The 19332-nt window shown below is 62.3% G+C and carries 13 protein-coding genes and 1 pseudogene; 2 read left to right on the top strand and 12 right to left on the bottom strand.

The features are described 5' to 3' along the window. Positions 1 to 281: 281 nt before the first annotated feature. The 4 genes from KZJ38_RS18900 to KZJ38_RS18885 form a co-directional block, all read right to left on the bottom strand. Positions 282 to 914: a riboflavin synthase gene (locus tag KZJ38_RS18900; RefSeq protein ID WP_219797695.1), complete on the bottom strand. Its 633-nt coding sequence runs from the start codon at positions 912 to 914 to the stop codon at positions 282 to 284. Positions 915 to 930: 16 nt separating this feature from the next. Next, the gene (gene ribD / locus KZJ38_RS18895) at positions 931 to 2052 is read right to left on the bottom strand and encodes a bifunctional diaminohydroxyphosphoribosylaminopyrimidine deaminase/5-amino-6-(5-phosphoribosylamino)uracil reductase RibD (protein WP_219797694.1); all 1122 of its coding nucleotides are present in this window, start codon (positions 2050 to 2052) and stop codon (positions 931 to 933) included. 10 nt (positions 2053 to 2062) lie between these two features. Continuing rightward, positions 2063 to 3346 carry a glutamate-1-semialdehyde 2,1-aminomutase gene (gene hemL, locus KZJ38_RS18890; RefSeq protein ID WP_219797693.1) on the bottom strand — a complete coding sequence of 428 codons (1284 nt, stop codon included), beginning with the start codon at positions 3344 to 3346 and terminating at the stop codon, positions 2063 to 2065. 258 nt (positions 3347 to 3604) lie between these two features. After that, positions 3605 to 4219, bottom strand: coding sequence for a hypothetical protein (locus tag KZJ38_RS18885; protein ID WP_219797692.1), 615 nt, complete (start codon positions 4217 to 4219; stop codon positions 3605 to 3607). A 345-nt stretch (positions 4220 to 4564) separates the two neighbouring features. Between KZJ38_RS18885 and KZJ38_RS18880 the strand changes: the two genes are divergently transcribed. Beyond that, entirely contained in the window at positions 4565 to 5788 is a 1224-nt protein-coding gene (locus tag KZJ38_RS18880; RefSeq protein WP_219797691.1) for a Bcr/CflA family multidrug efflux MFS transporter, read from the top strand. Positions 5789 to 6052: 264 nt separating this feature from the next. Here the strand turns inward: KZJ38_RS18880 and KZJ38_RS18875 are convergent, their stop codons facing one another. The 5 genes from KZJ38_RS18875 to KZJ38_RS18855 all read right to left on the bottom strand — a co-directional run bounded on the left by KZJ38_RS18875 (position 6053) and on the right by KZJ38_RS18855 (position 13632). Further along, positions 6053 to 7423 carry an MmgE/PrpD family protein gene (locus KZJ38_RS18875; protein WP_219797690.1) on the bottom strand — a complete coding sequence of 457 codons (1371 nt, stop codon included), beginning with the start codon at positions 7421 to 7423 and terminating at the stop codon, positions 6053 to 6055. A gap of 94 nt (positions 7424 to 7517) precedes the next feature. After that, positions 7518 to 8834 carry an MFS transporter gene (locus KZJ38_RS18870; protein WP_246641553.1) on the bottom strand — a complete coding sequence of 439 codons (1317 nt, stop codon included), beginning with the start codon at positions 8832 to 8834 and terminating at the stop codon, positions 7518 to 7520. A 220-nt stretch (positions 8835 to 9054) separates the two neighbouring features. After that, positions 9055 to 9954 carry an alpha/beta fold hydrolase gene (locus KZJ38_RS18865; protein WP_219797689.1) on the bottom strand — a complete coding sequence of 300 codons (900 nt, stop codon included), beginning with the start codon at positions 9952 to 9954 and terminating at the stop codon, positions 9055 to 9057. A 38-nt stretch (positions 9955 to 9992) separates the two neighbouring features. After that, a complete protein-coding gene (locus tag KZJ38_RS18860; RefSeq protein ID WP_219797688.1) occupies positions 9993 to 12449 on the bottom strand; it encodes an acetate--CoA ligase family protein in 2457 nt (818 codons plus the stop codon). Positions 12450 to 12483: 34 nt separating this feature from the next. Continuing rightward, positions 12484 to 13632, bottom strand: a complete 1149-nt coding sequence (locus KZJ38_RS18855; RefSeq protein ID WP_219797687.1) for an acyl-CoA dehydrogenase family protein — start codon at positions 13630 to 13632, stop codon at positions 12484 to 12486. Positions 13633 to 13757: 125 nt separating this feature from the next. Between KZJ38_RS18855 and gcvA the strand changes: the two genes are divergently transcribed. Continuing rightward, a complete protein-coding gene (gene gcvA / locus KZJ38_RS18850) occupies positions 13758 to 14681 on the top strand; it encodes a transcriptional regulator GcvA (protein WP_219797686.1) in 924 nt (307 codons plus the stop codon). Positions 14682 to 14787: 106 nt separating this feature from the next. Here the strand turns inward: gcvA and KZJ38_RS18845 are convergent, their stop codons facing one another. The 3 genes and pseudogenes from KZJ38_RS18845 to zwf form a co-directional block, all read right to left on the bottom strand. Further along, positions 14788 to 16704, bottom strand: coding sequence for a bifunctional transcriptional regulator/glucokinase (locus tag KZJ38_RS18845; RefSeq protein WP_219797685.1), 1917 nt, complete (start codon positions 16702 to 16704; stop codon positions 14788 to 14790). Then, positions 16682 to 17390, bottom strand: a pseudogene (gene pgl / locus KZJ38_RS18840) (6-phosphogluconolactonase). The gene KZJ38_RS18845 and the pseudogene pgl overlap by 23 nt, the downstream one beginning before the upstream one ends. A gap of 123 nt (positions 17391 to 17513) precedes the next feature. After that, positions 17514 to 18974, bottom strand: coding sequence for a glucose-6-phosphate dehydrogenase (zwf, locus tag KZJ38_RS18835; protein ID WP_219797683.1), 1461 nt, complete (start codon positions 18972 to 18974; stop codon positions 17514 to 17516). Positions 18975 to 19332 lie beyond the last annotated feature (358 nt).

Below are 19332 nucleotides of genomic sequence, written 5' to 3'. Positions count from 1 at the left end.
CTATTAACAAGCGCGTGAAGCTTCAAGGAGGGAGAGGACAACGAATACCGCTGAGGAGGAGCGAGCAATTGATGAACAGCAATCGAGCTTCTTGAACTTCGGACGAGACAGTACCCGTCGGGTCGGCCGGCGTCAATACTAAACTTGTAACTGTTTCGCCAGACGGCCCCGCGCGACAGACGACGCAATGCACCCTTCGTGGCCGAGGCCCTTGCCTGGCATGGCGCACAGCGCGCTTCCTGACCGATTCCCGTCCATTGTCGCGCGCTGGTATCCGTTATTTATAGGCTGATCGAGCCATCGGGAGACGCGCTGAGCATCCTCTCCACATACCGCGCAATCAAATCAATCTCCAGATTCACGCGCGAACCTTCCTTGAGGTGCTTAAGCGTCGTCACCTGCACCGTATGCGGAATCAGATTGATCGAAAACTCGCAGCCGTCCGCACGATCGTTGACCGAGTTGACGGTGAGGCTCACACCATTCACCGTAATCGACCCCTTGTACGCGAGATAGCGCCCAATCTCTTTAGTCGCAAGCACCCGCAACTCATGCGACTCACCCACAGGCGCAAAGCGCGTGACCGTCCCCATTCCATCGACGTGGCCCGACACGATATGTCCGCCGAGCCGGTCATGCGCACGCAGCGCTTTTTCAAGGTTCACTTCGCCGGTCTGGGCCAAGCCCGAAGTCAGATTCAAACTTTCCCGCGACACGTCGACGTCAAACGAATGATCAGTCTTCCCAATCACCGTCATGCACGCGCCTTGAATCGAAATACTATCGCCGAGCTGCACATCATCAAGATCGAGCGCACCCGCTTCGACGGTCAATCGCACACCCGCTTCCGGCTCGTTGCCAAGCGGCTTGATCGAAGCAATACGGCCGACGGCCGCGACGATTCCAGTAAACATCGTTGTCGTTTCCTGTTCAGTGCAAGGGCGGAGGCGGGACGAGCCGCGCGAGTACGCGAATATCCGTGCCAATCCGATCCACCGATTGATACTCGAGCTGCACGCGCTTTTCAAGCGACGCCGGTGCAACAAGGTTAAACATGCTCATCGAATCCGAGCCCAGCAGACTAGGCGCCAGATAAACGAGCAGTTCATCGACGCAGCCCTCGCGCAGCAGCGAGCCATTGAGCTTGTATCCCGCTTCGACATGCAGCTCGTTCGTGCCGCGTGCCGCGAGCTCCTTCAGCATGGCCGGCAAATCGACCTTACCGTCCGCGTTCGGAAGCGGCACGATCTCCGCGCCGCGGTCGCGCAACGCAGCCGCGCGCTCTTCGAGCCGCGCGTCGAGATGACCGCAGATAATCAGCGTCGGTGCGCCCGCCAGAATGTGCGCCTCGGGCGGCACTTCGAGCCGGCTGTCGATCAGCACGCGTTTCGGCTGCCGCGGTGTATCCACCGCGCGCACTGTCATGCGTGGGTTATCTTCGCGAATCGTGCCGATGCCCGTCAGAATCGCCGACGCGCGCGCACGCCATGCATGCCCATCCGCGCGCGCCTCTTCGCTCGTAATCCACTGGCTTTCGCCGGACGGCAAACCCGTGCGGCCATCGAGCGACGCCGCGACCTTCATCCGCACCCACGGACGATTGCGCGTCATACGCGACACAAACCCGATATTGAGCTCACGCGCTTCATTCGCGAGCAACTCGCAGCGCACTTCGATCCCCGCATCGCGCAACATCGACAGCCCGCGCCCCGACACAAGCGGATTCGGATCTTCCATTGCCGCCACCACACGCGCGACTTTCGCTTCGATCAGCGCATTCGCACACGGCGGCGTGCGGCCGAAGTGGCTGCACGGCTCGAGCGTCACATAGACGGTCGCGCCGCGCAGATCGTGTCCGCGCGCTCGCGCGTCCTTCATCGCGCGGATTTCCGCATGGTCCTGGCCGGCCGGCTGCGTAAAGCCTTCGCCGATCACGGCGCCATCCTTAACGATGACGCAGCCCACGCGCGGGTTCGGATCGGTCGTGTACATGCCGCGCGCCGCAAGCACGAGCGCGCGCTCCATATGAACGAAATCGGTTTGCGAGAACATCGGTGTCCTGTTACGCGTGCAATGCTGCAAACGCCTTGCGTGCAATTTCGACGGTCGTGTCAACCACGGCATCGTCATGCGCGCTCGACACAAAACCCGCCTCATACGCGGACGGCGCAAAATACACGCCTGCATCGAGCATCTTGTGGAAAAACGTATTGAAGCGCGGCACATCGCAATGCGAGATCTCCGCGAAGCTGCGCGGAATCGCATCGGTGAAGTAAAGGCCGAACATGCCGCCGATCGAATCCGCCGCGAACGGCACTTTCGCCGCACGCGCCGCTTCGGTCATGCCGCTGACGAGGCGCGCGGTCTGCCGCGTGAGCGCGTCATAGAAGCCCGGCGCCTGAATCAGTTGCAGCGTCTTCAGGCCAGCCGCAACAGCGATCGGATTGCCCGATAGCGTGCCGGCCTGGTAGACGCCGCCTAGCGGCGCGAGATGGGCCATGATGTCGCGTCGTCCGCCGAAGGCCGCCGCGGGCATGCCGCCGCCGATCACCTTGCCCAGACACGTGAGGTCCGGCGTAATGCCGTACACCTGCTGCGCGCCGCCGAGCGCGACGCGGAAGCCGCACATCACTTCGTCGAAAATCAGCACCGAGCCGTATTCGTTCGTGAGGCGCCGCAATGCCTGAAGGAATTCCGGCGTGGCGCGGACGAGGTTCATATTGCCGGCCACGGGCTCGACGATCACCGACGCGATCTCGTCGCCGAACGCCTTGAATGCTTCTTCGAGCGCCTCGACGTTGTTGTATTCGAGCACCGTCGTGTGCTTCGCGATATCGACCGGCACGCCCGCCGAAGTCGGATTGCCGAACGTGAGTAGCCCCGAGCCGGCCTTCACGAGCAGGCTGTCGGCATGGCCGTGGTAGCAGCCTTCGAACTTGACGATGCGGCTGCGGTTCGTAAAGCCGCGCGCGAGGCGCAGCGCACTCATGGTCGCTTCGGTGCCGCTCGATACCATGCGCACCTGTTCGATCGACGGCACCAGTTTGCAGATTTCCTCGGCGATTTCGACTTCGGCTTCTGTCGGCGCGCCGAACGAAAAGCCGTCGACGAGCACGCGCTGCACTGCTTCGAGCACTTCCGGATGCACGTGGCCGACGATCATCGGCCCCCACGAGCCGATGTAGTCGATATAGCGCTGGCCATCGGCGTCCCAGAAGTACGCGCCTTGCGCGCGTTCGATAAAGCGCGGCGTGCCGCCGACCGACCGGAATGCGCGCACCGGTGAGTTCACGCCGCCGGGGATCGTCTGTTGCGCGCGTTCGAAGAGAGCTTGGTTCCTGGACATGGCTTGGACCTGCCTAATGTAATTGGAGCGGGTGGTGCGGACGGTGCGCGCGGCGCGCTGGTGGCGCGGGTCGCGGTAATACGCGCCGTTAAGCGCTGTTATGCGCCGGTACGTATCAAGCACCCGTGGCGCCGCGATCAGAGCCGGCGGCCGGCACGCCTTGTGATGCGGGCGGGCCGCGGCGGCTCAATGGTTGCGTGAAATTGTACCGGACTCGCGCCGGATCGGCCTGTGGCGGCATGGCGCGGGGTTTGACGCTTATTGGCCGCTTTTCTGCCGCGTCGACGCGGCCGGCCTGACCCGCTTTTTTGCCGCCGCATGCGCGGAGGCTTTGGTCGATTGCGCGGGTTTCGGCGGCGCGAGGTCGGTGGCGGGGGGCATTCCTGTTCCCGTCACGCCGGATAACGCCGCCATTGCCGCGATCGCTGGCCGGGCGCGCGAGCCGGTCAGTTCCTTCCAGCGCTTCTCGAGCGCGCCTTCCACCATCGGCTTGATTGACGTGCCCGAACTCTGCGCGTCCCACGTTTGCACGGAAAACGGATGCGTGCGCAACGCGTCGCGCGGGATTACCACGTCCGTGTGCGCATCGACGAGCCAGTCGTAGACGAAATCGATGCACAGCCGGTGGCCGCGCTTGCTCGCCTCATCGGGCACCTCATACGGCGCGCGCGTCACATAGCCGGACGCGAACAGCCCCTTCGGCTCCTGCGCGACGCGATGCACGAACACCCGATCGCCGGGCAGGATGCTGCGCGCGACGCCGCAGCCCCAGACGTCGGTGACCGCTTCGCCGGCCGCGACGCGTTTCGCAATATCGGGCAATTCGGGCCAAGGCCACTTCTTGGGGCTCCAGATCAGCAGGAAGGCGGTCATGATGGTTTCTGTCGACGAATAGGTGATGCAGTGATGCGGCGAAGGCGAAGCCAGGGGGACGCCGACGCCGAGCAGTGAAAGTACGAAGCGGCGGGCACACGCCAAGCGGCGTCGTCGAAGCCGGAGCTTAACCGAAAGCACCGGCGCTAACTCGGCATGCCCTTGCCGCCGCCGTTGCGGCAAGCGAAGCGAAATAGCTTTCGACTTCGCGTCAGATACAATTACGAATCCGCTACACCGTCACTCGCCGTTCGTTGCATCCGCATCCAATTTTGTTTGTCTGTGGATTTGCGGAGATGCAGGCGAGCCGCATCACGCGTCATCTAGCGCTTCACTTGACATTCCATGTCCCACCCCATCAAAGGCCGGCCTGATTTCCGGCTGATTCTGCTGCTTGGCGCGCTCGCCGCCTGCGGGCCGATTTCAATCGACATGTATTTGCCGAGCCTGCCGTCGCTCACGCAGGCGTTCTCCATCACCGCAAGCGCCGCACAGACCACGCTGACGAGCTTCATGTTCGGTTTTTCGATCGGCATGCTGCTGTACGGGCCGCTCTCCGATTCGCTCGGCAGGCGGCCGGTGCTGCTCGGCGGCATCATCATGTATGTGCTCTCGACCATTGCCTGCGCGCTGTCGTTCTCGATCGGCTCACTCGTCGTGTTCCGCTTTGTGCAGGCGCTGGGCGCGGGCGCCGCATCGGTGCTTGCGCGTGCGATTGCGCGCGATGCGCACGAGCCGGCCGAAGCGGCGCGCGTGATGTCGATGATGGCGATCGTGACGTCGGTCGGGCCGCTGCTCGCGCCGCTGATCGGTGGGCAGTTGCTGTTGCTCGGCGGCTGGCGCGTCGTGTTTATCGTGCTGACGCTGTTCGGCGCATTTTGTGCTGTCACCGCGTTTTTACGCGTGCCGGAAACATGGCCGCGTGAGAAGCGCGCGAATTCAGCGCTGCTGAAGTCGTTCGCGGCATACGGGACGCTGCTGAAAGACCCGGTGGCTTGGGGACATTTGCTGTGCGGCGGGATGGCGTTCGCATCGATGTTTTCGTATATCACCGCGACGCCGTTCGTTTATATCGACTACTTCCATGTGTCCGCGCAGCACTACGGTTTTCTGTTCGGCCTCAATATCATCGGCATCATGGGCGGCAATTTCATCAATACGCGGATGGTCGGGCGGCATGGGCCGGTGCGGATCATCGTTGTCGCGGGGACGGTCAGTTGCGTTGCGTCGCTATTCGTCGCGCTGGTGTGTCTGACCGGGTGGGGCGGGTTGTGGTCGATCGTGTTTGGCTTGTTCTTCGTCGTCAGTATGGTGGGGCTGTTGTCGGCGAATTGCGTGACGGACCTTATGCATCGGTATCCGACTAGCGCGGGCGCGGCTGCGGCATTGTTCGGCGCGGTGCAGTTCGGGTTCGGCGCGCTGGCGAGTCTCGCGGTCGGGTTGTGGCGCGACGGGTCGCCACAAGGGATGGGCGTGACGATCGCCGTCTGCGGTTTGCTTTGTTATCTCGGGCGGGTGTTGATAGTGCGGTGGCATGCGCGGCCGGTTGCGGCGGCGCAAGCGAGGTAATGGTCGCGCGGCTGCGTGGCTAAGGCGGGGCGAGGCGCTAGCAACCGATGAGCGTCCACTGGTATCCGTCAAGCGGCATCCAGCAGGCGGCATCCAGCAAGCGGCGACCGGCAAGCGGCGACCGGCAAGCGGCAACCGGCAACCGGCAACCGGCAACCGGCAACCGGCAACCGGCAACCGGCAACCGGCAACCGGCAACCGGCAACCGGCAACCGGCAACCGGCAACCGGCAACCGGCGGCCAGGCCAGCGCAACAAACCAGGCTTATGCCGCAGCCGCTTGCGCCGCGCTTAGCCTCGCCAGTCCCAGTTCACGCGGCGTACTGCTATCAATACGCCATAACGCCGCGAGCAAATCCTTTGCCGCGCGCGAACCAATCACCGGTTCCGACAGCTCGATAAACTTGCCCTCAAGTTCCGCGTCCGTCAACGGCGCTTCCGGATCGCCGCGACGGTAGGGCGCGAAATGCTGGAGCTTCGTGCCGTCTTCGAGCGCGATTTCAACGCGTGCCGCTCGCATGCGCGGAAATTTCTCCGTGAGCTCTGCGTCTGCTTCGACGTGCACCTTCGTCATCAACTCGCGCAACGCACGGTCTTCGAGTCGCGCCGCGCTGAATGCATTGAGACGCACCGCGCCGTACAGCACCGCATGCGCGAGCACATAGTAAAGGCTGAACTTCGCTTCGAACGCCGAGCGCGGCTCGCGAATGCCTGCAACGTCCAGCGCCGCCCGATACGTGCGCACCGTGATCGAACGGATATCGCGCGGCGTGACCTTGTGTTCGTCAACGATGGCTAACGCGGCGTCGATCGCGGCGAACGTGTGTCCGCAGCAGCCGTGATTTTTCTGCGTGATGCGTTCGATGTTGTACCGCTCGCCAAGACCGTCCGTTACGCCCGACCAATCGGGCGAGCCGCACATTGCCGCACCAAAACCTGCATCGCCTTCGAGCATATCCGCGACGCCGGTCACGCCTGCCGCTGCCCCTTGCGCCGACATCACGCCGACCCATGCCGCGTGTCCTGCGTGCAGGGCCTTCGTCATTGCGTCAGAGCGGAATGCCTGCTGCAGGCCCGATGCGAACGTGGCTGATGTTGCGAGCGCATGCAGCGCGACGGGCGCGGAGCCGGCATCCATCAGTGCTGCGCTGGCGGCAGCGGAGCCAAACGAACCGGCCGTGCCCGTCGTATGAAAGTAGCGATAGTGGGCGGGTTGAATTGCAGCGCCGATGCGCGTCGAAACTTCATAGCCGGCCGTGATCGCTTTGAGCAGCGCCTCGCCCGTCGCATTTTGCTGCTCAGCAAGCGCGAGTGCCGCGGCAATCACCGGGCAGCCCGGATGATAGACAGCGTCGCGAAAGATGTCGTCGAATTCGACTGCATGCGAGGCGCTGCCGTTGATCCACGCGGCCAGTGCGGCATGCGCGGTGGTCGCGAAGCCGGGCAAGCTCGATGTGCCGGTGCCGAGTTCTGCCGCGTGCGCGCGCACAAGGTTCGTCGCAGGGCTCACGCGCGTGCCGGGAAACAGCGCAGAGAACCAGTCGATCAACACGCGTTTGGCCGCGTGCTTTGTCTCCGGTGACAGGTCGCGCCGAGCTTCATCGGCAACGTAGCTGGCGAATTGTTCGAGGATCATGGTTTGTTCGAGGCGAATGCCTGGATAAGTACCTAACAACAACTGAACGGAAGCGGTGGGCGCGGAACCTTCATCGGACCATCAACGAACGCGGCTAGTCATGGTCATGATCGCGCAACGCGATATGCGCGGTTTCCTTCATCAGCACATAGGTGATCAGACTCACCGCCGAGCCGACGCACACGTAGACGAGAAACCATCGCTCATGCCCGTGGCTTTGCAGCCACGTCATCAGATAGGGCGTCGTACCGCCGAGCAGCGCGACGACGAGATTGAACGGCAGCCCGATGCCGAGCGAACGCACTTCGGTGCCGAACAGCTCGGCGAACACTGCGGGCGCAATCGCCGTGAAAAGCGCGTAAAACAGCGTGCCGAATAGCTCGACCGGCAGAATGCTCCAGAACGTGCTGCCCGTCGAGAGCACGACGGGGTACAGAAACACCACATAAGCCGCCGCCATCACGATCATCTGCGGACGCCGTCCGAAGCGGTCCGACAGCATGCCGAACAACGGCTGCACCGCGGTAAAAACAATGAGGCTCACGGTACTCGCCGCATAGGCCACTGCAGGCGCGGCGCCGCTGCGATGAATCGCATACACCGGCACATAGACGATAAACAGGTAAAAGCTGAACGCCCCAAGAATGCTGATACCCACGAGCGTCCACAATTGCTTGCCGTATTGCGTGAACAGCAGACGCAACGACGCTTGCGTGTCGCCATGTTTGCGCTGCGCCTTGGTAAACGCTTCGGTTTCGCCGACACGCATCCGGATCCAGAACGCGAGCAGGCTGCCGAGTGCGCCGACCAGAAACGGAATGCGCCAGCCGAACGACACCATCTGCGCATGATCGAGCAAGCGGCTAAGCAGCCACGTCATGCCGGACGCGCAAATCAGGCCGACGCCAGTGCCGAAGAACAGAAAACTGCCGTGAAAACCGCGCCGGTTTTTAGGCGCCGTTTCAGCGAGAAACGAACAGGCGGCGGCAAATTCGCCACCGACGGAAAGTCCTTGCAGCAGACGAGCGAGCGTCGCGAGCACCGGCGCGGCGAGGCCGATTGCCGCGTAAGTGGGCAGTAATGCCATCACCAGCGAGCCGATCGACATCATCGTCACAGAGAGCGCGAGCGCGGCGCGGCGGCCGTGTCGATCCGCATACACGCCGAGCAGCCATCCGCCCGCGGGACGCATGACAAAGCCGATCGCATAGACGCCGAATGCGGCGAGCAGTGCAGACGTCTGATCCGTCGATGGAAAAAGTTGACGGCCGAAGAAGATCGCGAAGTTCGCGTAGATCGAAAAGTCGAACCATTCGATCGCATGACCCGCGCATCCGGCAACGCGCGCGCGGATGACATTGTCGCGGCGCGCCTCGTGGACGGAATCGGCCGTGAATTCCTGGTAAGACACGTTGTCGCCTCCTGTCGATCGGAGGTGGCGCTTCAATGCCTGGTCCGATCCCAGTTGAATGTATCGCCGAGCATTGCGTTGCGCGGCTCGCGCCGGTCTATAGCCGGGTGTCAGGCGGAGTGACCGACTATCCGGCCTTCAATACATTCTGTTGGGTTCGACGCGTGCCTACTACTTCGAATCGCGCACAGTCGTGTTCCAAAAACTCACAGCACAGCGGTTAGGCGCTGGCTTTGTCCGCTTCGCCCGCTTCACGCGCTTCGGACAGATATTCGATCACGCGCCGGTTTACCTCGTCGGCCGCTTCGAACTGGGCCCAGTGCCCTGCGTTCGCCACTAGCCCGAACCGGTGCCGAACGCCTTGCGCATGCAGTTGATCCGAAAACGCCTGCGGGTCCGCTGCGGTGACATCGTGCGTGCCCCACAGCAGCAGCGGATCGACATCGGCGGTTTTGAGCAGCGGCCCGAGCGTATTCGCCAGCGACACATCCTTGCTGCGAAAGCGCGTCTTCAGGCATGCCTCTTCGTAGACGGTCAACGCGAGCGAATCGGCGTTGCCGGGGGCATACAGCATGAACGATTTCAGGTTCGCATCGAATAGCGCGCGACGTTCGTCTTCCGCTTCGACCTTTTTCCAGTTCAGCAACTCGCGCTGCTGGCGCCGCTTGCCGCCATGCCCCGCGCTGCCGACGAGCGCGAGCTTGCCCACGGGCCTGCGGCACGCAAGCGTCGACGCAACGACGCCGCCAAACGAAAAGCCGCCCAGATCGATTTCCGTCGATGCGCCGACCAAGCCATCAATCGATTCGAGCGTGGCCGCAAGGAATGCTTCGAAATCGGCGCCTAGCGGCAATGCATCCGAATCGCCGTAGCCGGGCAAATCGGGCACCCATACCGCGCGGATGGCGGCGAGCGCTTCGATGTTGCGAACCCAATGCGTCCAGCTGCCATGTCCGCCGTGCATGAGCACCAGCGGCTTGCCGCTGCCGAATGCGCGCCACACCACGCGCACACCGGAAGCGAGGCGATAGCGATGATGCGTCGCGCGCGCATCGAGTCGCGCGAGCGTTGCGCGGCCTTCGGCCAAAGCCGCCGCGGGGACAGAAATAAGGTCGGCCATGCTGCAGGAAAGAGTGCGTTATCGATGCCTTAATCGTCTCATACGTTGCGCATCGATGCTGCGACGCGCACCAGGGCGTCGACGGGTACGACGCCTTCGCCTTCGGCGCGCACGATCAACGGGTTGATCTCGGCTTCGAGCACACGCAGGGCGGGCCTGGTGGCGAGTTGCGATAGCGCGACGAGCGCATCGGCCAAGGCATCGAGATCGCCGCGCGGCTTGCCGCGATAGCCGCCAAGCGCTCGCAGTGCGTGCACTTCGTCGATCATCTCGAACGCGGTGGAGCGGTCGATCGGTGCCAGACGCAATGCGCGGTCGCGGTAGATTTCGGTCAGCACGCCGCCCGCGGCGAGCATCACGATCGGGCCGACTTGCGCGTCGACGCGATAGCCGATCAGCACTTCGCCGATGCCGTGCACCATCGGCTGCACGAGGATGCGTTCGACAGGTACGCCAGCGCCGCTTGCCGCGACGCGTTGCCGGATCGTTTCGACGGCGGCGAGCAGGTGCGCGTCATCGGGAATGTTCAACACGACGCCGCCCACATCGGATTTGTGCGGCAATGCCGCCGACAAAACCTTTGCGACAACGGGATAGGGGATCGTATCGCTGCTGCTGTCGGGCAAGCGCGGTTGCGCGGCATCGAGCGTGATGCAGCGCGGCGCGGTGAGGCCGACGTCGCAGAGCAACGTATAGGCGTCGAGTTCGTCTAGCACATAGGCCTTGCCATTATCGTTGCCGTTGCCGTCGCTGCTGTGCGCCGCTTGCCATTGCATGGCGCTAGCGGACGCATCCGCAAGCGGCGTCGCGGGCGCACGGCGTGCAAACGCGGCTTCGACTGCATCGGCACACGCTTCCGGCGTGCGAAAGCAGGGCACGCCCGCTTGCGTCAACTCGGCGAGTGCAAGCGGCGCGTCGGGCACGATAAACGATGCGAGCGGGCACAAGTTATCGCGCTGCTCTTGAGCGCTATCGATAATCGGCCGCACCAGCAGATCCGGATTGAAGCGCGCGGACGATCCGGCCACGGCAATCACGAGGTCGAACTCCGGCGCGGTGCGCAGCACGCGAAGCGCAGCGCTCATCACGTCGTAGCGCACGCCCGCTAGCGTCAAGTCGACGATTCTGCCGGGCGCTGCTTCGACGCCGGCTTCGGCGAGCCGCGCGTGCGTGTCGGCGCTCGGCGCCTCCACGCTGATGCCGCGCACGCCGAGTTGATCGACGACCATCGCGGCGCCGCCGCCTGTTGTCGTGACGACCGCGACGCGTGGCGCGCGGGGCGGAAGGTGTGCGGTGCTGTCGCCGGCGGCCGCAGCGGCTTTGTTGCGATTGGTCAAAGCTGCGCCATCGCGCGTGGTCGAATTGGCGCGCGAAGTGGCATCCGCACCTGAGCGCGAGTCCAAACCTGCACGCGAAGCGGCAGCGGTGGCTGACTTCGAACGCGAGCCGCAACCCACGCTTGAACCCGATCGCGCCTTCGGCGCTGCCATGCTCGCCAGCAACGGCAGCCCTTCAAACAGCGCTTCAAGCGTGCCGACGCGAGCGATCCCACAGTCCTTCAAAAACGCGTCGGCAATATCATCTTCACCCGCCAGCGCGCCGGTATGCGATACCGCAAGCTCAGCAGCCGCGCTCGACCGTCCGAGCTTATAAGCAATCACCGGTTTGCCGCGTTGCGCGGCTTCGAACGCAAAGCGCCGCAATGCGTTGGCATGCCGCAGCGTTTCAAGAAATAGCATGTAACCGGTGATACGTGGATCATCGAGCGTTGCGCTGCAAATCTCACCAAGACTCAAGTCGACTTCGTTGCCCACCGACACAAGCCCCGCATATCCAATACCGCGCGCCTTGCCACGCGACACCAATGCACCGATCATGCTGCCGCTATGCGAAGCCGCGAAGATGCCGCCAACCGGCAAATCCGGTTCCGCAAACGCGGCATTCGCGGTCAACGTCAGCTTTTCGTGCAGATTGACCATACCGAGGCAACTCGGCCCCAGCACACGTATGCCGGTTTCCTTCACAATCCGCGCCACACGCGCTTCACGCGCCGCGCCCACGGCGCCGGTTTCGGAAAAGCCCGCGGCCAGCACGGTCGCAACCGGTATCCCGCGTTTCGCGCAAGCCTCGAGCGCGTCGATCGCCATATCGGTCGGCGTCAGGATATACGCGTGATCCGGCGCTTCCGGCAGTGCATCGAGCGACGGCCATGCGCGTTCGCCAAGCACCGTATCGCGCTTGGGGTTCACCGGATACACGCGGCCCGCGTAACCGGCCTGCCGCAAAAAGCGCAACGGACGGCCCGTCGTTTTCGATGCATCGTCCGACTGGCCGATCAGCGCGACACTGCGCGGTGCTAGCAGTGCATGTCTGAGCGTATCGCGGCGAAACGTGTCGCTGTCCGCATCGTTGTCGTTACGCTTGTCTTGCGCGCCGCGTTCATCGGGCTGCACGAGATGAAGCGTGGGCCGATTGCGATTCACTTCGCTTGCCATGGTTGTGATGCCTTGTGGTGATGCCTTATGGTGCTCAGGATTTACGCTGATCGAAGCGCCGTTCGAATACGCACTCCGCAATGCGATTCTTCAACATTTCGATCGAGCCGCCCGCGATCATCCAGCCGCGCGTGCGCCGCACGCAATACTCAACGAGCGCCTCCTGGCTATAGCCGAGGCCGCCCATCACCTGCAACGCTTCGTTCGCCACTTCCCAGCCGGTCAGATTGCAATGTGCCTTTGCTACGGCTGTATCGTAAGCCGACGGCAACGCGCCGTCAGGTTGCGACGCCGCGCGGTAGAGCAGCAGTTGCGCGGCTTCGAGCTTGATTGCCATCTCGGCGAACTTCCATTGAATGCCTTGAAACTCGCATAGCGGGCGTCCAAACTGTTCGCGCATCAACGCATGTTCCCTGGCTGCATTGAACGCATAGCGGCCCAGCGCAAGCGCACGCGACGCATTGCCGATCCGCTCGACGTTAAAGCCCGACATCTGTTTCTTGAACCCACCAGGCCCAAGCAGCAGGTTTTCAGCGGGAATGCGGCACTCTTCCATATAAAGCTGTGACCATTCCTCGCCGCTCATAAAGCTCGACGGCTGGCCGACCGTAAAGCCCGGTGTGCCTTTTTCGATCAGCACCGAACCGATGTTGTCGAGGCCCGGACCAAAGCGGCAATAGATCAGAAACAGGTCTGCGTCGGGGCTATGCGTCGAAAACACTTTCGTGCCATTCAGCACGTACTCATCGCCTTCCTTGCGCGCGGTGGTCGTGAGCTGCGTGACTGCGGAGCCCGCACCGGGTTCGGTCATGCCAAGCGAAATCACCTTGCGGCCTAGCAGCAGGTCGCGCAGAAAGCGCTGCTTCTGCTCGGCCGTTGCATATTCGACGAAGGTACGAATCGGCCCGAAATTGCCGGACTGCACGATATCCGCACTGCGTGGGCACGCCAGCGCGACCTCCTGAATCGCGATCACCGCGTCCATCAACGTGCCGCCCTGGCCGCCATCTTCCTCGCTGACGGTGATGCCGAGCAAGCCTTGTTCCGCGAGCTGACGCGCGGTCTCGAACGGGAAGCCGCGTTGATGCGCGCGCTGCAGCGCGCCTTCCTTGAGACGGTCGTGCGCGAAGCGACGTACTGCATCGCTAAACGCCTGTTGTGATTCTGTCAGTTGAAAATCCATTGCTTATCCGCGACGCGCGCGTCGTCTGAGAGTCGAAGGGAATGCGGCTAAATTGTTTCAGGTCGCGGTTTGACAGGGCACTTCGTATAGCGTAAGTTGCTGTGAGTTTTAGTCACAGCTCCTCCATGCGTCCGGTCCCGCCGCTCAATCCGCTGCATGTGTTCGATGCCGTCGCACGGCTCGGCAGCCTCACGCGCGCCGCGGCGGAACTGTCGGTTACGCACTCCGCGGTGAGCCGGCAACTCGCGACGCTCGAGGCGTATCTCGGGGTCGAACTATTCGAGCGCGGGCCACGCGGCGTCGTGCTCACTACGGTCGGCGAGCGCTACTTCGCGCAGATCGGTCCCGCATTCGATGCCATTTCAAGTGCAACAGCCACGCTAAAAGGCTCGGCTGATGGACAGCCGCTCCGCCTATGCGTCTATGCGACGTTCGCGGCCAAATGGCTGATGCAGCGTCTGCATCGCTTCGAAGAACGCTATCCGACCATTACCATCGAAATCAGCACCACCGTATCGCCCGTCAACTTCAACAAGCAGGACATCGACGCGGCGATTCAGATCGGCGACGGCAATTGGCCCGGCGCATCGAGCGAATTTCTGTTTGCGGATGTGATCGAACCGATGTGCAGTCCGGCTCTGCTCAAGCAGGGGCCGCGCATCAAGTCGATCGACGACTTGAAAAAGCATCGGCTATTGCAATCGCGTTACCGGAAACGCGATTGGCTCGATTGGTTGCACGCGCAAGGACGCGCGGATCTCGACGATCATGTGCGTGCGCAGAAAGGCATCTTTCAGAATTCGTTTCTCGCGTATCAGGCTGCGATTCAAGGGATGGGCGTGGTGATGGGGCAAGTGCAACTGCTTGCCGCCGATGTCAAAGCAGGCCTGCTTGTGCGGCCATTTGAATCGCCTTTGAAGCGCGACGATCTCGCTTATTACCTCGTGCTGCCCGATGGGCGAGGGCATTCGCGCAAGATCGCCGCGTTGCGTTCATGGCTGATTGCGGAAGCGAAGGCGAGCGATAGCGTGGTGGGTGTGGACGCTTAGAGCCAGAGCTTAGAGCTTGGAGCGCAAACAAAAAGCCAACCTGCAAGAGGTTGGCTTTTTAACAAACGAACGCTGCGCGCTCCGAAACGACGCGCAGCCTGTGGTCTTAGTCCTTAGGCGTAGCGGCCGCCCCATGACTCAACCAGTCGAGCACCGCGCTCGTCTCTTCATCCGCACCGTCGCGCGCCTTGGCCACCGCATCGGTCACTTCTGCTTCCGGCACCGCACGACGAATCGCCACGCCCACCGCGAGAATATCGATCATCAGCAGATGCAGGATGCGCGAGATCATCGAAAGCTGCGAATCGCGAATCTCGATGTGATCGGTTTCGAGCGCGACGGTCGCACGTTTCGCGAGCGGCGTATTGCTCGACGTAATCGCGATTACCTTCGCGCCCGCCTGCATCGCGACATCGAGCACACGCAGCAACTCAGGCGCGCGACCGGACTTCGACACCGCGACAATCACATCGCCCTTGCCGAGCAACGCAGCCGAAGCGGCCTGCATATACAGATCGCCATAAGCAATTGTCGGAATGCCAAAGCGGAAGAACTTGTAGTGCGCGTCCTGCGCGACGATATTCGAATTACCGAGCCCATAAAACTCGATCCGTCGCGCGGTATTCAGCAGATCGATCGCCGTTTCGACATGATCGAAGTTCAGATGCTCGCGCAACTGCAAAATCGCGGACACCGTGTTATCGAGCACCTTCGCGCCGAAGTCGGTTGCCGTATCGCCGAGATGCACCTGGCTATGGCTAACCGGAATCGTGCCGGTCAAACCGGTTGCGAGCTTCAGCTTGAAATCGGACAAGCCCTGGCAGCCCAGCGACCGGCAGAAGCGAATCACCGTCGGCTGGCTCACATCGGCCTTGCGCGCGATATCGACAATTGGATCGTTGATGATCGAACGCGGATGGTTCAAAGCGAGATCGGCCACGCGGCGCTCGGCCGGCGTCAGCGCATCGCGCATCTGCCGAATGCGTTCGAACACAGCAGAAGAACTGCCGCCCGAGCGATTCGACAACTGCTCCGCGAGAATCGCCGAGACGCCGAGAAACGCCGGATATTCGGCGGTAATCACAAACGTCGGCACGTTCTTCAGATAGTCTTCGAAGCGGCCTTTCGCTTCAAAGCGCTGACGGAACGACGACTTCTCAAAGAACTCGCCCAGCCGCGGCACCACGCCGCCGCCAATGTAGATACCGCCCAGCGCGCCGAGCGTCACCGCGATATTGCCGGCAAACGTGCCGAGAATGCCGCAGAACACTTCGAGCGTTTCAGCCGCGAGCGGATCGCCTTCGAGCCCGCGCTTCGAGATTTCCGACACATCCAGAGTTGACGGCACGCGCTTCTTGTCGCGAGCCGCCAGCGCACGATAAATGATCTCGATGCCGGGCCCTGCCGCCACGCGTTCAAACGACACATGCGACCACTTCTTGCGTGCGTACTGCAGCACGAGGTCTTCGCGCTCATCGGAAGGCGCGAACGACGCATGACCGCCTTCGCTGCCGAGCGCAATCCACCGGTCGTCGGCCGGAATCAAACCGGACACGCCCATCCCCGTACCGGGCCCAAGCAGCCCGATTACGCTATGCGGCCGCCGCGTGCCACCGCCTACCTGCACGCGCTGCGTATCGGTCAACCCCGGCAACGCCATCGCAAGCGCGGTGAAGTCGTTGACCACCAGCAGCGTATCGAAGCCCAAGGCACGACGCGTCGCTTCGATCGAAAAATGCCAATCATGATTCGTCATCCGAACCTGGTCCCCGTCGACCGGATTCGCAATGGCGACTGCCGCGTGATTCACGCGGCCGATCTTCGTATCTTTCAGGTACTTCTTGATGACTTCCGCGATGCCCGGATAGTCGGCACACGGATAAACGTGCACCTGAGAAATCTCCCCCGGTCTGGTCTCGAGCGCGAATCGCGCATTGGTCCCGCCGACATCGGCGAGAAGCCTCGGTCCATCGGCGTGCTGGCCCGCTTGCGGGGCAGCTTTAGTTTGCACACCAGTAGACATCGAGTCTTACCCCCTTGTCGTTTGCGAGCTGAGAAATGGCTTTTTTTTGCAGGGTGGCGGACGCTTCGTTCAACACGTCCATCTTCTTCGGTCCGGCGATCAGCAGGAACAGATGATCGACCTTCTTCAACGCCGACATCGACCAGCTCACGCGTGCATGCGGCGCGCTGCCCGGATGCACGGCGACGAAGTGATCGGTCGTGGTGATCGCGAAGTCCCACTCGGGCGCGTCCGCGAAAATCGACGCGGTGTGCCCGTCTTCGCCCATGCCGAGCACGGCGACGTTCGGCACGCGCCGTTTCGGGTCGCCGTTCAACGCGGCGACGCGCGCTTCCAACGTGGTCGACGTATCGACGAGCGGCAGATAGCTCGCATTCGCGGCCGCGTTCTGCAGCAGCGTCTCGTGCACGAGACGCGAGTTGCTGGCGCTGTCGTTATCGGGCACCCACCGGTCGTCGACCAGCGTCACGTCGACGCGCGACCAGTCGAACGGCTCATGGGATAACGTTTGCAGGAATGGACGCGGGCTCGTGCCGCCCGACACGGCAAAGGTCACGCGGCCGCCGCTCACGCCGGGCGTGGCGGTTTGCGCGGCGAGCGACGCCTGCAATGCGTGGCCCACGGCTTTAGCCAAGGCAGCGGATTGCGCGGCCTGGTCGTCGAAAGCATGTAGCTGGATCATGGATTTCTCCTCCGTGCTGCTTTCTTGTTTAGTCTAAGAACAGCGAGATAAATGACATCGGAAATCGCACACTTTTCTGTTACAAAAACTCGGCGGCGCCACGCACGATGCTCAGCGCCGCCTTGAATCAGTTCTCTTCCTCTAACCAGCAGGTGCCGTGCTGCGCGAGCATCGCGCTGGCCGCCGCCGGGCCCCACGTGCCGGCCGCATAAGGCTTCGGCTTCGTGCCCGACGCAGCCCATTCGTTAAGAATAGGCTCGACCCAGCGCCACGCGGCTTCCTGCTCGTCGCGGCGCACAAACAGCGCGAGCCGGCCGTTGATCACATCGAGCAACAGCCGTTGATACGCTTCCATCTGACCTTCGCGGAAGAACTGATCGAACGCGAGATCGAGGTGAACGCTCGACAGGTTCATCCCTTCGCCGGGCTTTTTCGCGAGGCAGTACAAGCGGATCGTTTCGTTCGGTTGCAAGCGGATGACCAAACGATTGGCGCCGGCGCGCAACGCGGTTGCACCGAGCGCCGAATGCGGCACGGCGCGGAAGTTCACGACGATTTCCGCCACACGATCGGCCAGACGCTTGCCCGTGCGCAGGAAGAACGGCACACCGGCCCAACGCCAGTTTTCGATTTCCGCTTTGAGCGCGACGAAGGTTTCGGTGGTGCTGTCAGGCCGCACGCCCGATTCATTCGCATAGGCCGGCACCGACGCGCCGCGAATCACACCGGCGTGATATTGGCCGCGCACGGCCACGCGGCTGATATCGCGCGGATCGGTCGGCTTCAACGCGCGCAGCACGCGCAGCTTTTCATCGCGGACCGAATCCGAATCCATCGAATGCGGCGGTTCCATCGCGACAATCGAAAGCAGCTGCAGCAAATGGTTTTGCACCATGTCGCGCAAGGCGCCCGTATTGTCGTAGAAATCGCCGCGCGCTTCCACGCCGAGTTCTTCGGCAATCGTGATCTGAATGCTCTCGACCCATTCGCGGCGCCACAGCGGCTCGAACAGCGCATTGCCGAAACGCAGCGCCAACAGGTTCTGCACGGGCTCTTTGCCCAGATAGTGGTCAATCCGATAAATCTGCTCTTCGGCAAACATCTCGCCGACTGCATCGTTGATCGCATTCGACGAACGCAGGTCGTAGCCCAACGGCTTTTCGAGCACGATGCGCGAACGCTCGTTAAGCCCAACCGAAGCCAGCGCGCGACAGATCGGCACGAACAGCGAAGGACCGGTTGCCAGATAGAACACGCGGCAGCCGGGCAGATTCGCAATCGCATCGCGCAGCAACACGAAGTCTTCGGCTTTGCCGAGGTCGATGGCGACAAACTCGATACGTTCGAGGAACGTGAGCCAAGTGTCTTCCGTGAACTGTGCATTGGCCACATGCGCGCGCACGTGCTCATTGACCCATTGCAGGTATTGCTCGCGGCCATCGATATGACGCGCCACCGCAAAGATCTTGCCGCCCGCTGCCAGCATGCCTGCGCGATGCGCTTCATAGAGCGCGGGCAGGATCTTGCGCATCGACAGATCGCCGGTGCCGCCAAACAGCACAAAGGTGAAACTGGAATCCGTTTGCATGTGTCTCCGCGATGCCCTTGGAAGGCGCTGAAAGCAGGCCGTAGTGCGATAAAATTTTTTTTGACACTGAATTGTAGTTTAACTACAATCCAAATCAAGAGGTAGCGTGAATTCGATGAAAAAAGCGTGCGGGGCCTGCAGGAATGCGCGTTTTCACCGAGTCAAACAAGCTTCCCGGCATGTTATCGACAAATGCGTTTTGATGTGGCGCGCACCCTTAGGCGGTCGCGGCATCAAGGGCTTTAACGAAGGGCGTGCGGGGGAGTCAAAGCGCCTCGAGTCTGCAACGCGCGACGCGGGCAGGCACAAAAGCAAAAGAGGAGACGTTCTTTGCATTCCGAGTCACTCATCTCTTGAG

The organism is Paraburkholderia edwinii, assembly GCF_019428685.1.
Taxonomy (GTDB): Bacteria; Pseudomonadota; Gammaproteobacteria; order Burkholderiales; family Burkholderiaceae; genus Paraburkholderia; species Paraburkholderia edwinii.
Note: the sequence above shows the minus strand (reverse complement) of the source record. Positions and strands in the feature narration are given on the sequence as shown.

Bases quoted from the DNA above. Each gene is read 5' to 3' on its own strand.
- KZJ38_RS18900 (WP_219797695.1), bottom strand. From the start codon at position 914: ATGTTTACTGGAATCGTCGCGGCCGTCGGCCGTATTGCTTCGATCAAG.
- ribD (WP_219797694.1), bottom strand. From the start codon at position 2,052: ATGTTCTCGCAAACCGATTTCGTTCATATGGAGCGCGCGCTCGTGCTT.
- hemL (WP_219797693.1), bottom strand. From the start codon at position 3,346: ATGTCCAGGAACCAAGCTCTCTTCGAACGCGCGCAACAGACGATCCCC.
- KZJ38_RS18885 (WP_219797692.1), bottom strand. From the start codon at position 4,219: ATGACCGCCTTCCTGCTGATCTGGAGCCCCAAGAAGTGGCCTTGGCCC.
- KZJ38_RS18880 (WP_219797691.1), top strand. From the start codon at position 4,565: ATGTCCCACCCCATCAAAGGCCGGCCTGATTTCCGGCTGATTCTGCTG.
- KZJ38_RS18875 (WP_219797690.1), bottom strand. From the start codon at position 7,423: ATGATCCTCGAACAATTCGCCAGCTACGTTGCCGATGAAGCTCGGCGC.
- KZJ38_RS18865 (WP_219797689.1), bottom strand. From the start codon at position 9,954: ATGGCCGACCTTATTTCTGTCCCCGCGGCGGCTTTGGCCGAAGGCCGC.
- KZJ38_RS18860 (WP_219797688.1), bottom strand. From the start codon at position 12,449: ATGGCAAGCGAAGTGAATCGCAATCGGCCCACGCTTCATCTCGTGCAG.
- KZJ38_RS18855 (WP_219797687.1), bottom strand. From the start codon at position 13,632: ATGGATTTTCAACTGACAGAATCACAACAGGCGTTTAGCGATGCAGTA.
- gcvA (WP_219797686.1), top strand. From the start codon at position 13,758: ATGCGTCCGGTCCCGCCGCTCAATCCGCTGCATGTGTTCGATGCCGTC.
- KZJ38_RS18845 (WP_219797685.1), bottom strand. From the start codon at position 16,704: ATGTCTACTGGTGTGCAAACTAAAGCTGCCCCGCAAGCGGGCCAGCAC.
- zwf (WP_219797683.1), bottom strand. From the start codon at position 18,974: ATGCAAACGGATTCCAGTTTCACCTTTGTGCTGTTTGGCGGCACCGGC.